Below are 12,494 nucleotides of genomic sequence, written 5' to 3'. Positions count from 1 at the left end.
CCGATCAATATTCTTCCCTGTATTTGCTTTCCTGTTTATCATCCAGGATGCTCAGGTAACTCTTGTAGCGCGATTCGCTGATATAATGGTCTTCCACGGCACGCAACACGGCACAACCCGGTTCGTGGCGGTGGGAACAGTTATTGAATTTACAGTCGGCGGAGAACTTGAATATCTCGGGAAAGTAATGGGCGATTTCAGCACCTTCCATCTCGATCGTCCCAAAGCCTTTAATACCCGGCGTGTCGATCAGATAACCACCATCGGGCAACGGGATCATTTCGGAGAAAGTCGTCGTATGCATTCCCTTGTTATGATATTCGGAAATATCGCCGGTACGAAGGTTGACGCCCGGCACTAATTTGTTGATAATCGTTGATTTCCCTACGCCGGAATGGCCGGACAGAAGGGTTATCTTGCCTTGCAGATCGGCTTTCAGCGCATCCAGTCCTTCTTCCGAACGGGCACAGAGATTGGAGCAGGGATAACCGATCGTCGTATAAAGATTGGTCAGCGCAGCCAGCAACTCCATATCCTCGGCATTATAGCGGTCTATCTTGTTGAACACCAGTTTTACAGGGACACGGTAAGCTTCGGCGGTCGCCAGAAAGCGGTCGATGAAGACAGTGGTGGTAATCGGATAGTTGACAGTCACGATCAGCATGGCCTGATCCACATTGGCGGCAATGATATGCGACTGCTTGGAAAGGTTGGAGGCACGGCGGATGATGTAATTCTTCCGGTCCTCGATCTCGGTAATGAAAGCGGTCCCTTCCGGATTAATGTCGATATCGACCCGGTCTCCGACCGCGACAGGATTGGTTGTTCGAATATCTTTGAGACGGAAATTCCCCTTGATCTTACTTTCAACATCGCGGCCGTCATCGGTGCGAACGGTATACCAGCTACCGGTATTCTTAACAACCAATCCTCTCATGCTATTACTATACGGTCATTATTTCTTTTTCTTTAGCTGCGTAGAGTTCATCTACTTTCTTGATATATTTGTCATGGATCTTCTGCACTTCCGCTTCTGCATCTTTTTCCACATCTTCGGGAGTACCATCGGTCTTGATGCTCTTCTTCAGCTGTTCGATTGCATCGCGACGGGCGTTACGGACGCTGATCTTGGCAGCTTCGGCTTCCTGCTTGGACTGTTTAGCCAGCTGGCGACGACGTTCTTCCGTCAGAGGAGGAATACCTAAACGAATCACTTCGCCATTGTTTTCAGGCGTGATGCCGACATCAGAATCCATGATTCCTTTTTCAATGTCTTTGATGATCTTCTTCTCCCAAGGAGTGATCATGATCGTCCTTGCATCCGGAATCGTTACGGTAGCTACATTTGTCAGAGGAACAGGAGCACCGTAATACATAACTCTCACGCAATCCAAAATCTTCGGATTTGCCTTACCGGCACGGATATGAGACAACTGCTCGTCGAGATACTCGATTGCAAACGTCATCTTCTCTTCTGCCGCCTTTACATACTCTTTTATATCTGCCATAAGTGATTGTATATTTTTGTTTTCTGTTTTTTGGATAAACAAAAGTAGTAAAGTTTTCTTATTCAGCAAAGAGTTTGCAGGATTATGACTTTATAAATGATGATTTATCGGTAAGACGCTACGTTTGTATTACCGGACGCAGATTTCGCAGATAACGCAGACGAACGCAGATCATTTATTGTTTTAAAAGAAAATAAGTCTGCGTTCCTCTGCGTAATCTGCGCCCGTCTGTGTCCGGTAAATACGAGCAAACGCACCGATAAATCAGCATTTACGGTTCAGGATACATTAGGCGATTTTGCGACACAACTCCCAAAATCCAATAAAATTGCTTATATTCGTACCCCGTAACAAACCCAGTCCCGATATGCATTTATTACTTCATACCTGCTGTGCGCCCTGTTCGGCAGCCATTATAGAGTGGTTGCTGGAAAACGGGATACGTCCGGTGTTATTCTATTTCAATCCGAACATTTACCCGCTGGAAGAATACAATATCCGGAAATCCGAATGCACCCGCTACGCCCGATCCTTAGGGCTGGAAATCATCGACGGAGATTACGACCACGAGAGCTGGTTGCAGGAGATCCGCGGCCTGGAGAATGAGCCGGAACGGGGAGGACGCTGCCGGCAGTGCTTCAGGATGCGGCTACGGGCGACGGCACGCATGGCGCACGAAAGAGGTTTCGACACCTTTGCCACCACCTTGGCCTCTTCGCGCTGGAAAAGCCTCGAACAAATCGCAGAGGCCGGCCATGCAGCAGCGGCCGAATTTGCCGATGTCGAATTTTGGGAAAAGAACTGGCGCAAAGGCGGGCTAAGCGAACGCCGACGCATCCTCTTAGCCGAAAACGGCTTCTACAACCAGCAATATTGCGGATGCGAATTTTCCATGCGCCCCTCTATCTCAACAGATCTTCTATGACGCGCGGATAATGGGCATATTCGAGGGCGTGCACCTTCGTTGCGACCTCTTCCGGGGTGTCGGAAGGAAGGACGGGGCATTTTGCCTGGAAAATGGTCGTCCCTTCGTCGTAATGTTCGTCTATATAATGTATGGTGATGCCTGTTTCCTTCTCGCCGGCGGCGACTACCGCCTCGTGCACATGCATCCCGTACATCCCTTTTCCGCCGTATTTGGGCAGGAGGGCCGGATGGATGTTGATAATCTTGCCCGGATAGGCATTCAACAGGGTGTCGGAGATTTTATTCATAAAGCCGGCAAGGACGATCAGGTCCGTATCGTACTCCGCCAGTTTAGCCAAAACGGCGCTCCCTTCGGCAAACTCGTCGCGCGAAAAAACAAAAGAGGGGATTCCCAATTTGTTTACGCGCCCATGGACGCCGACATTCCGGTTGTTAGACAAAACAACCGCCACTTTAATAGTTTCACTTTTAGAGAAATATCGGGCTATATTTTCCGCGTTTGTACCCGAACCGGAAGCAAAAATGGCTATGTTCTTCATGTTTTTACCTGTTTTAGTGCACAAGAAAAGAAAAAATGTGCAGTTTTCCGCATTTTTAGCTCATTAAATTTGTTTTGTAACATAAAAAATTCTTTTCTTTGCACTGCAAATTTAAAAAGTATATTCGTATTTATTAATCTAAATTGAAAAAGTTATGTCTGAAGTTGCTGAAAGAGTAAAAGCTATCATCGTTGACAAATTAAGTGTTGAAGAAACAGAAGTTACAAACGAAGCAAGCTTTACTAACGATTTAGGAGCAGACTCTCTTGACACTGTAGAACTGATTATGGAATTCGAAAAAGAATTCGGTATTTCTATTCCCGATGATCAAGCAGAAAAGATTACAACTGTAGGCGACGCCATTGCTTACATCGAAGCTAATGCGAAGTAATCAATCCTTTTAATTAAAGGTATGGAATTAAAAAGAGTTGTGGTAACAGGTCTTGGAGCTATTACTCCACTTGGTAATACCCTCCCGGAAACATGGGAAGGTATTATCAACGGGAAGAGTGGAGCCGGGCCTATTACTCAGTTTGATGCATCCAAATTCAAGACACAATTTGCATGCGAAGTTAAAGGCTTCGATCCGTTGACAGTGATGGATCGTAAGGAAGCCCGCAAGTGCGACCGCTACAGCTTGTTCGCAATACAGGCAGCCAAGCAGGCGATCGAAGACGCAGCAATGGACTTGGACAAGGAAGACAAGAACCGTATCGGCGTTATTTTCGCCTCTGGTATCGGTGGTATCAAGACATTCGATGAAGAAGTATTAGGATATGCAAAGACCAAAGACACGATCGGTCCGAAGTTCAATCCGTTCTTCATTCCGAAGATGATTTCGGATATCGCAGCCGGACATATCTCCATGCTTTATGGATTTCATGGCCCGAACTTTGCGACAGTCTCGGCTTGTGCCTCTTCTACCAATGCGATCAGTGACGCATACAACTATATCCGTTTGGGCAAAGCGAATGTCATCGTGACAGGTGGCGCGGAAGCCGCAATTTCGGAATCAGGCGTAGGTGGATTCAATTCGATGAATGCACTGTCCACACGCAACGATTCTCCGGAGACTGCCTCCCGTCCGTTCAGTGCCAGCCGCGATGGTTTTGTAATGGGTGAAGGCGGTGCTTGTCTGATATTGGAAGAAATGGAACACGCTTTGGCGCGTGGAGCTAAAATATATTGCGAAATTGCCGGAACCGGTATGTCTGCCGATGCTTACCATCTGACTGCTTCCCATCCTGAAGGATTAGGTGCCAAGTTGGTTATGCGCAATGCATTGGAAGATGCGGAAATGACACCGGAAGACATCGATTATATTAATGTTCACGGGACATCGACTCCGGTAGGTGATATTTCAGAAGTAAAAGCGATCAAGGAAGTCTTCGGAGATCATGCTTATAACTTGAATATCAGCTCCACCAAGTCAATGACAGGTCACCTGTTAGGCGCTGCCGGAGCTATAGAAGTAATGCTTTGCATTATGGCTATACAGAACGGTATCGTTCCTCCTACGATCAACCACGTCGATGGCGATGATGATCCGGAAATAGATTATAAACTGAATTTCACATTCAATAAAGCTCAAAAAAGAGAAGTACGGGCTGCACTGTCAAACACCTTCGGGTTCGGCGGTCACAATGCCTGCGCGATTGTTAAAAAATTTGTGAAGTAACGTGTTTACAAAGCTATACAAAAGAATAAGGCTCCTCAAGAATATCGGTAAGGAGCCTTATTCTTCTTTATATAAAATACTTGGGTTTTGCCCTGAAAACATCCACTTGTATGAACAGGCCTTCCTCCACAAGTCATCTTCGGTTGAGAGCGGTGACGGCAGATGGCTGAATAACGAACGGTTGGAGTTTTTGGGTGATGCCGTATTGGATGCAATCGTAGCTGATATCGTTTATAAACATTTCCAAAACAAGCGGGAAGGATTCCTGACCAATACCCGCTCCAAAATCGTACAACGCGAGACACTGAACCGCATTGCCGTCGAATTAGGACTCGACAAAATGGTTGTTTACTCAGCCAAACTAAGCTCCCACAACAATCACATGTATGGAAACGCCCTTGAAGCATTGATCGGAGCCATCTATCTGGATCAGGGTTACAAAGTGTGCTATCATTTCATCCAGGATGTGATGATCAAGAAATATATCGACATCGATACAATCGCCCGCAAAGAGGTGAACTTCAAATCGAGCCTGATTGAATGGAGCCAGAAGAACAAACTGGAAATCTCGTTCGACCTGATCGAATCGTTTACCGACAACGACGGGAATCCGGTATTCCAGACGGGTGTAACCCTTTCCGACACACAGATCGGCGTAGGCATCGGATACTCGAAAAAAGAATCCCAGCAATCAGCCGCCAAGATGGCGATCAAGAAACTGCGTACGGATAAGACTTTCCAGCAATTCATCTCGGAACTGAAGAAAAAGAAGACCGGCGAGAACACGGCCGAGCACGAATTTGAGGAACTCCCCGAAGAGGCAATGGAAAACAACGGCCAGGAAGAAATATCCGCAGAGACCGCAAGTGCAGAAGAAACAAAAGCGGAAACCGCCCAAGAAGCCGTCCCCGCCGAAAATTAACTTTCAACTTTCAATTTTCAACTCCCAAAGGAGATTCCCATCCGTTGCCCCTGCACAATCAGATCATGGTCCGGAGTCACCAGCTTCAGTTTACCGGCCACTTCCGACAGGGCAATTGACTCGACACAATCTCCTTTCATGCAAACCATGCGCCCGAAGCGTCTCTCGGCAATCAATTCCGTAGCATGTCCGCCCAAGCGGGTTGCCAGATTGCGGTCGAACGGCGAAGGATTGCCTCCGCGCTGGATATATCCCAACACCGTATCACGACATTCGATGCCGGTTGCCTCCTCAATGGCACGCGTCACATAAACGGAAGGACGCTCTTTGTTCGGCGTCTCGACGCCTTCGGCCACGACAACGATCGAATAGGGTTTGCCCTTACGGGCACGTTCCAGGATCGTCTCGTTTACCTTCTCCAGGTCATAGCCTAATTCGGGAATCAGGATCACATCGGCGCCTCCCGCCATTCCGGCATAAAGGGCGATCCATCCGGCATGATGGCCCATCACTTCGACCACCATCACACGCTTGTGGGAACTGGCGGTCGAATGCAGGCGGTCGATCGCTTCGGTTGCAATATTCACGGCCGTGTCGAAGCCGAACGTAATATCCGTTCCCCAGACATCGTTATCGATTGTTTTCGGTACGCCGATCACATTCAGCCCCAAGGCGGAAAGCATGCCGGCAGTCTTCTGTGTCCCGTTGCCGCCGATGCAGACCAGGCAATCCAGGCCTAACTCTTCATAATTCTGCATAATGACCTGCGGCTTCTCGCTCTCGCCGGAAGCCAACAGTTTACGGAAAGGTTTTTCGCGGGAAGTACCTAAAATTGTTCCACCCAGATTCAGGATACCGGAGAGGCTGCGTTCGTCGAACGTCTGTACATCTTTATTCAATAAGCCCACGAAACCGCTGTGGATGCCGACCACTTCCATGCCGTAATGCATGATGGCCGTCTTGCCGACACCGCGAATCGTTGCGTTTATACCGGGACAATCGCCTCCGGAAGAAAGGATTCCTATTCTCATCGTTATACAGGATTAAGTATGTAGCACAAAGATAGGAAAATATGCATATCTTAAGATATTAATAGAAAGAGAATGCCTACATTTGTACGCAATACAAATAAAAGGAGCATGGATATTCTAACGAATACGATATCACTACTCTTCCGCCCCCGGCAAAAAGAGATCGCAAGATTCGCGCAGGAAACCGACGTTATCCAGCGTAACCAGTTGCAATCCCTTCTATCTACCGCCCGCAACACTGAGTGGGGCTTGAAATACGACTATAAACGCATTCAGGGATATGCCGACTTTTGCCGGCGCATCCCCTTGCAGACTTACGACGATATAAAACCATACGTCACCCGTATGATAAACGGAGAAAGGAATATACTCTGGCCTTCGGTCGTCCGGTGGTACGCGAAAAGCAGCGGCACCACGAACGATAAAAGCAAATTCCTCCCCGTCACCCCTGAAATCCTGAAAGGGTGCCATTATAAAGGCGGCTTCGACACCGTCTCCGTTTATCTACGAAACACTCCCGACAGCCATTTCTTCGCCAGCAAAGGCCTGATCTTAGGCGGCAGCCACAGTCCGTCGCCCCTGAACCGGAATGCACACTGCGGGGACCTTTCGGCCGTCTTGTTGCAGAATCTGAATCCGTTGGTGAACCTGATCCGCGTCCCTGCCAAGAAAATCATCCTTATGGACGAATGGGAAAGCAAGATCAAGGCGATCGTCGAAAGCACCTGCCGGGCCGATGTGAACAGCCTTTCCGGCGTCCCTTCCTGGATGCTGGTCCTGATCAAGGCGATGCTGAAAAAGACCGGACGGGAATACCTGACCGATGTCTGGCCGAATATGGAGGTATTCTTCCACGGCGGCATCAGCTTCGAGCCCTATCGCGACCAATACAAGGCGCTGATCCCTTCGGACCGGATGCATTACATGGAAACCTACAACGCTTCGGAGGGATTCTTCGGCTTGCAGGACGATCCGGATGAGCACAGCCTGTTGATGATGATCGACTACGGCGTGTTCTATGAATTTATCCCGATCAATGAGGTGGGCAGCGACAACCCGACTGTCCTTCCGTTGGAAGCCGTCGAGGTCGGCAAGAACTATGCGATGGTGATTACCACATCCGGCGGTCTTTGGCGATACCAGATCGGTGACACCGTCCGTTTCACCTCCCTTCATCCGCACAAGTTCGTGATTTCGGGACGTACCAAGAACTATATCAATGCCTTCGGCGAAGAGTTGATGGTGGACAATGCCGACAAAGCGATCAGTACTGTCTCGCGCCTGACCGGAGCAAAAGTGAAAGAATACACCGCCGCTCCCCTCTTTATGCTCGACAAGGCAAAAGGCCGCCATCAATGGATGGTCGAATTCGAGAAGATGCCGCCTTCGTTAGATGATTTTGCCGCTTTGTTAGACAAGACGCTGCAACAGCTCAACTCCGACTATGAGGCCAAACGCTACAAGGAGATTTCGCTTCAGCCATTGGAAATTATAGTTGCACGCGAGGGCACGTTCTACGAGTGGCTCCGCATGAAAGGGAAATTAGGCGGCCAGCACAAGATTCCCCGCCTTAGCAACGAGCGGACATTCATCGAAGAACTGATCCGCATCAGCGAAACGGAATAAGATATCCTAAAATTTCCAGGAAAGATAAAGACCACCGCCCTCGGGAGACAGCGTCGGGGCTATAACCAGGCGGTCGCTGGCTTTCAGGTTGATCCGGCGGGCAATCGCGTTGCGGATCGGGAAATAGGTCAGATAGGCAAGCTCGACGGAAAGGATGCCGAAACCGGCTCCGGCAACCACATCCGCCACCCAGTGACGGTTGTTATACAGGCGGGAACAGGCGACAAGCGTGGCCAAGCCATAACCTGAATAAGCCAACACCGGACTGCTGTCTTTAAACTCTTTCCAGGCAACATGTGCACCTAAAAAAACATTGGCGGTATGTCCGGAGGGAAAAGAATGCGGTCCGCCATCGGGACGGATTTCGTTGACCGCATATTTAACTGTCCGTGTCATGGCGGCATTAAATCCTTCGGCGATGACAACCAAGCAAAGCTGGTCCACCCAATTGTGTTTCTCCTTCCCCATCAGGTCGCAGATAAACACCCAACCTAACATTCCCCATTCCATATAATCATCTATGCGGATTTGCTTCACGGAATCTTTGCGCGAGAAAAGATGGAAATCGTTCATCCCGTCTATCGCCGTGCCGACAGCTCCGACTGTAATCAGGGATGCCGGAAGAATCAGGCTTTTCGGATTGAACTTATACTGCACGACCCGCATGCGCTGCCGAAGGGTATCGGAAGCCGCGACCTGTTCCCGCGCCTGACGCGGGATCGCATCAAAGCCTGCCGTATCGGGCTTTAATTGATAAAGCCGCTCATCTTGCGGCCCCGCGTCAAGCGCGGGGACAGAGACAGCGGCTGCCTTTTCTATTGTGAACTGAAATAAGAACAGTAAAATGCAAACGAAATATTTCACGAAACTGTGTATTGATTTTCGGTTGCAAAGAAACGAAATTCTCCTTAGCTCACAACCATACATTTACTATTTTAATAACTTATCGATTGAATCGCCTGCAAAAGGGCTTTCATATCGTCAGGGAACAGATCGCCGATGTTTCCGATACGGAAAGTGTCGGCGTCGGAAATCTTACCCGGATAAATAACGAACCCTTTTGCCTTCAACTGTTCGTAGAAAGAGGCGAAATCAAAGCCGGCCGAAGGATAACGGAAAGAGGTGATGATCGGGCCCTGCGAGGCATCGGGCAGCAAGGTCTCGAAGCCTAAGGCGCGCATGCCGTCGACCAACGTGCGGTGGTTCTTTTTGTAACGTTCCGAGCGGGCTGCGATGCCGCCTTCTTCGTTCAGTTCCTTCATGGCCTGATAGAACGCGTGTACCACATGTGTGGGAGAAGTGAAGCGCCATTTGCCGCTGCCTTTCTCCATCGCTTCCCATTGTGCATAGATATCGAGCGAGAGGGAACGGGCATTGCCTTTCGTTGCGACCAATTTATCCTTCTTTGCGATGATAAAGCCGAAACCGGGAACGCCTTGGATGCATTTGTTGGCACTGCTGACCAGGAAGTCGATGCCCAGCCCTTTCATATCGATAGGCACACCGCCGAAGCTGCTCATCGCATCGACAATAAAGGTGATGTCACGGCCTTTCAGCACCTCTGCCACCTCCTCGATCGGATTCAGCAAGCCGGTGGTTGTTTCGCTATGCACCATCGACAGATGAGTGACGCCCGGATTGGCTTCGAGTACCTGACGGGCCACTTCACCGGTGATCAATTCGGTTTCGTGCAAAGAAACCAGTACATGGTCGATATGATAATATCCGGCAATCTGAGCCATCCGTTTCCCATAAGCGCCGTTTGCCAGGATCAACAGTTTATCGGTCGGTTTTACGGCAGCACCGATAGTCGCTTCCACACAATACGTGCCGCTTCCTTGCAACAAGACGTCTGTATATTCATCCTCATCCAGACCGGCAATAGCAACAAGCCTTTACGAATCGGAGTGATTATTCCTTCGTTATAATCTTTATCCCACGTGCACCAGTCCTGCAACATGGCTTCACGAACCGTTTCGGACGTACTCAAAGGGCCGGGGGTAAGCAATAGATAGTTTCGTTTTGTATTCATGATGTTTTTATTATGTTTTTGTGATGTTATTGTGATAACTAAATGATGATTTACCGATTAATTCTTTCGATGCAAGCCGGGAGTTCCGTGATGTTGTCGAGGACGAAATGGGCACCGGCGTTCAGCATCCGTTGGCGAACTTCCCGTTTCAATTCTGCCAGTTCGTCGGCGGAACGATGATTGTATTCCTTTTCTGTCAAGCCCATTTCGTTGCTGCCGGTAACGATGCCTATACTCCAGACTTTTGCATTCAGCCCTTCCTTGATATCGGCAATCGTATCGCCCACTTTCACCACATTGTCAACGGAAGGGATAGCCAGGTCGATCATATTCTTATAGATCATATACGGAGCAGGACGCCCGGCAGGGACATCATCCGGAGTAACCAGATTATCCACCACATATCCTTTGGCGGCAGCGTCAGGACGAACCACATCCATCATCGCCTGCGTATAGCCAGTGGTCGAACCGATCCGGATGCCTTGTCCGCGCAACACTTCCATCGTTTCCAACACGCCGGGGATCGGATCCGTAAAGTTGCGGAGAGAGGCAAAGAGGTGCTTTTCAAAACTCCGGTACATCTCGTTCACGTCATCCATGTTCCAATCGCGGTTATAACGCGCCCGGAATTTGTCTGTCACTTCTGGCATATTCAGGATCGCCTTGATATGGTCTATTTTCAACAGCCCCATCGGCTCACGCGCCTGGCGGTAGGTTATATCAACTCCTTTTTCTTCGGAGAAAACTTTCAGGAAGGCATTCAGAGGAGCAAAACAGCCGAAATCGACAGCCGTTCCGGCCCAGTCCATAATCACACACGAAATCTTTTTCATAACTTACTTATTTCAATATTATACTTATTCATTCATCAAGCCATAGTGATGGCATTCTGTGGAGTCGCATCAAACACCTCGTCGCTTTTGACTGTCAAGCCGTTTTCCTTCCGGAAACGCTGGTGCAAATATACAAAGGAACAGATGAAGGTGATGCAGCAGAAAATACCGACATACCCCGCAAACTGGTTGTAAAACACAGCCCAATCGATATGGGGATTACAAAACTCCTTCAGTACGAGCACAAGCACCGTCCCGGTGTATCCTAAGAAGTCCGTCGTCACAATAAAAAATCCCACATTCCCGTGAATCTTGAAACAGGCAATGAACCGGTCGAAGAAAATCGTCTGGAAAGTAAGATAAGCAATATACAGGCAAAGACTCTGGATAAAGAGCCAGACAACGGGAGACAGCCGGAACCGCTCCTGCCCGAAAGAGACGACAGACATCACGATCATCCCCGTAATAATCAGACAAAAGAGAATGGAAAGGCTTTCAGATTGTCCTTTACAAAGACCATCAACCCGAATATCCCCAGGATAATGAGCGTCACCACACTGTCGATCTGGGCAAAAAGCCAAGGAGAATAGTTGGAGACATCTATGATATTCACAAGGAAATCCTCTTTTATATCGCGCAACACCACAATCGCGATATTGGCAACAAACAACATCAGAAGAAAGGGCATGAAGTTCCTGAACAATTCCCAGCGTTGTTTCCCGTTCAGCGTAGCCCGCTCCGACTTCATCGCAATATCTTCTTCGGTAGGCTGCGGCAAACAGTTCAGTACATATCCTAACAGTGCCAGAATCGGCAATGCCACCGCACCGATCAATGCAGGCATCCAGAACTCATTCACATGCAGGTTATTCATCACGAAAAGCCCCGCCGACTTGACCGTACCCGAACTGATCACCATGCTGACACCTAAGAGGCTTGCCAGGATATCCGTCATCCGCCGTCCCTCGATAAAGCTGAAGATTACACCCCACATACAACCTAACGAAAGGCCGTTCAGGAACATCGCCGCAATATTATAAGGAGCGGAAAGCAACCCGAAAAACACTAACGAAAGTTCCGCCATGACAATAGACATCAAGATAAATTTCAGACGTTCTTCCCGTTTCAATTCGGAGATGAGCTTAATCCCCATAAACTTGGAAATCACATACCCCAATATCTGGGAAATCGTCACGACTACCTTATAATCCATTCCGAAGAAATCGACATCCACAAAAGCTGCTGCCGTGTACGGTTTGCGCAAGGCATAGACCAATGAGTAAGAAAGAAGAGCGGCACCGCCTGCCCAAAGGATAAAAAGAAAATCGGAAAACCGTCTGTTCATAACATGCTGTCATTTTGTTTACGGCAGCAAAAGTACAGGCGGCATATTACAAC

The 12,494-nt window shown here is 48.7% G+C and carries 11 protein-coding genes and 2 pseudogenes; 5 read left to right on the top strand and 8 right to left on the bottom strand.

Annotated elements, in window-relative coordinates; translation table 11 throughout:
- Positions 1-4: 4 nt before the first annotated feature.
- Together rsgA and frr are read right to left on the bottom strand one after the other, a co-directional pair.
- Entirely contained in the window at positions 5-937 is a 933-nt protein-coding gene (rsgA, locus tag DW083_RS03590) for a ribosome small subunit-dependent GTPase A (protein ID WP_122331456.1), read from the bottom strand.
- 7 nt (positions 938-944) lie between these two features.
- Entirely contained in the window at positions 945-1,508 is a 564-nt protein-coding gene (frr, locus tag DW083_RS03585) for a ribosome recycling factor (protein ID WP_115500352.1), read from the bottom strand.
- A gap of 367 nt (positions 1,509-1,875) precedes the next feature.
- Between frr and DW083_RS03580 the strand changes: the two genes are divergently transcribed.
- Positions 1,876-2,433: an epoxyqueuosine reductase QueH gene (locus DW083_RS03580; RefSeq protein WP_122331455.1), complete on the top strand. Its 558-nt coding sequence runs from the start codon at positions 1,876-1,878 to the stop codon at positions 2,431-2,433.
- Here DW083_RS03580 and purN read toward each other — a convergent pair.
- Positions 2,411-2,974 (bottom strand): phosphoribosylglycinamide formyltransferase, encoded by a 564-nt coding sequence (purN, locus tag DW083_RS03575; protein WP_122331454.1) that lies wholly within the window; start codon positions 2,972-2,974, stop codon positions 2,411-2,413. The two genes, DW083_RS03580 and purN, sit on opposite strands and share 23 nt — an antisense overlap.
- A gap of 154 nt (positions 2,975-3,128) precedes the next feature.
- Between purN and DW083_RS03570 the strand changes: the two genes are divergently transcribed.
- From DW083_RS03570 to rnc, 3 genes are read left to right on the top strand one after another with little or no spacing between them, the layout of a single operon-like run.
- Positions 3,129-3,365 (top strand): acyl carrier protein, encoded by a 237-nt coding sequence (locus tag DW083_RS03570; RefSeq protein WP_005639879.1) that lies wholly within the window; start codon positions 3,129-3,131, stop codon positions 3,363-3,365.
- 21 nt (positions 3,366-3,386) lie between these two features.
- Positions 3,387-4,652: a beta-ketoacyl-ACP synthase II gene (fabF, locus tag DW083_RS03565; protein WP_122331453.1), complete on the top strand. Its 1,266-nt coding sequence runs from the start codon at positions 3,387-3,389 to the stop codon at positions 4,650-4,652.
- 1 nt (position 4,653) lies between these two features.
- Positions 4,654-5,574 (top strand): ribonuclease III, encoded by a 921-nt coding sequence (gene rnc / locus DW083_RS03560; RefSeq protein WP_122331452.1) that lies wholly within the window; start codon positions 4,654-4,656, stop codon positions 5,572-5,574.
- Between the two features lie 17 nt (positions 5,575-5,591).
- On the opposite strand, the gene DW083_RS03555 is transcribed toward rnc, so the two are convergent.
- Complete coding sequence (locus DW083_RS03555) at positions 5,592-6,605, bottom strand: ATP-dependent 6-phosphofructokinase (RefSeq protein WP_122331451.1); 1,014 nt, start codon at positions 6,603-6,605, stop codon at positions 5,592-5,594.
- Positions 6,606-6,713: 108 nt separating this feature from the next.
- Between DW083_RS03555 and DW083_RS03550 the strand changes: the two genes are divergently transcribed.
- The gene (locus DW083_RS03550) at positions 6,714-8,231 is read left to right on the top strand and encodes a GH3 auxin-responsive promoter family protein (protein ID WP_122331522.1); all 1,518 of its coding nucleotides are present in this window, start codon (positions 6,714-6,716) and stop codon (positions 8,229-8,231) included.
- Positions 8,232-8,237: 6 nt separating this feature from the next.
- On the opposite strand, the gene DW083_RS03545 is transcribed toward DW083_RS03550, so the two are convergent.
- The 4 genes and pseudogenes from DW083_RS03545 to DW083_RS03530 all read right to left on the bottom strand — a co-directional run bounded on the left by DW083_RS03545 (position 8,238) and on the right by DW083_RS03530 (position 12,309).
- On the bottom strand, positions 8,238-8,951 hold the full coding sequence (locus tag DW083_RS03545) for a phosphatase PAP2 family protein (RefSeq protein WP_233551750.1): 714 nt from the start codon (positions 8,949-8,951) through the stop codon (positions 8,238-8,240).
- A 215-nt stretch (positions 8,952-9,166) separates the two neighbouring features.
- A pseudogene (gene phnW / locus DW083_RS03540) lies at positions 9,167-10,263 on the bottom strand (2-aminoethylphosphonate--pyruvate transaminase).
- 50 nt (positions 10,264-10,313) lie between these two features.
- Complete coding sequence (phnX, locus tag DW083_RS03535; RefSeq protein WP_115498261.1) at positions 10,314-11,096, bottom strand: phosphonoacetaldehyde hydrolase; 783 nt, start codon at positions 11,094-11,096, stop codon at positions 10,314-10,316.
- Positions 11,097-11,131: 35 nt separating this feature from the next.
- Positions 11,132-12,309, bottom strand: a pseudogene (locus DW083_RS03530) (DUF5690 family protein).
- Between the last annotated feature and the right edge of the window lie 185 nt (positions 12,310-12,494).

The sequence above is a fragment of the Parabacteroides sp. AF48-14 genome (assembly GCF_003477465.1).
Lineage (GTDB): Bacteria > Bacteroidota > Bacteroidia > Bacteroidales > Tannerellaceae > Parabacteroides > Parabacteroides acidifaciens.
Note: the sequence above shows the minus strand (reverse complement) of the source record. Positions and strands in the feature narration are given on the sequence as shown.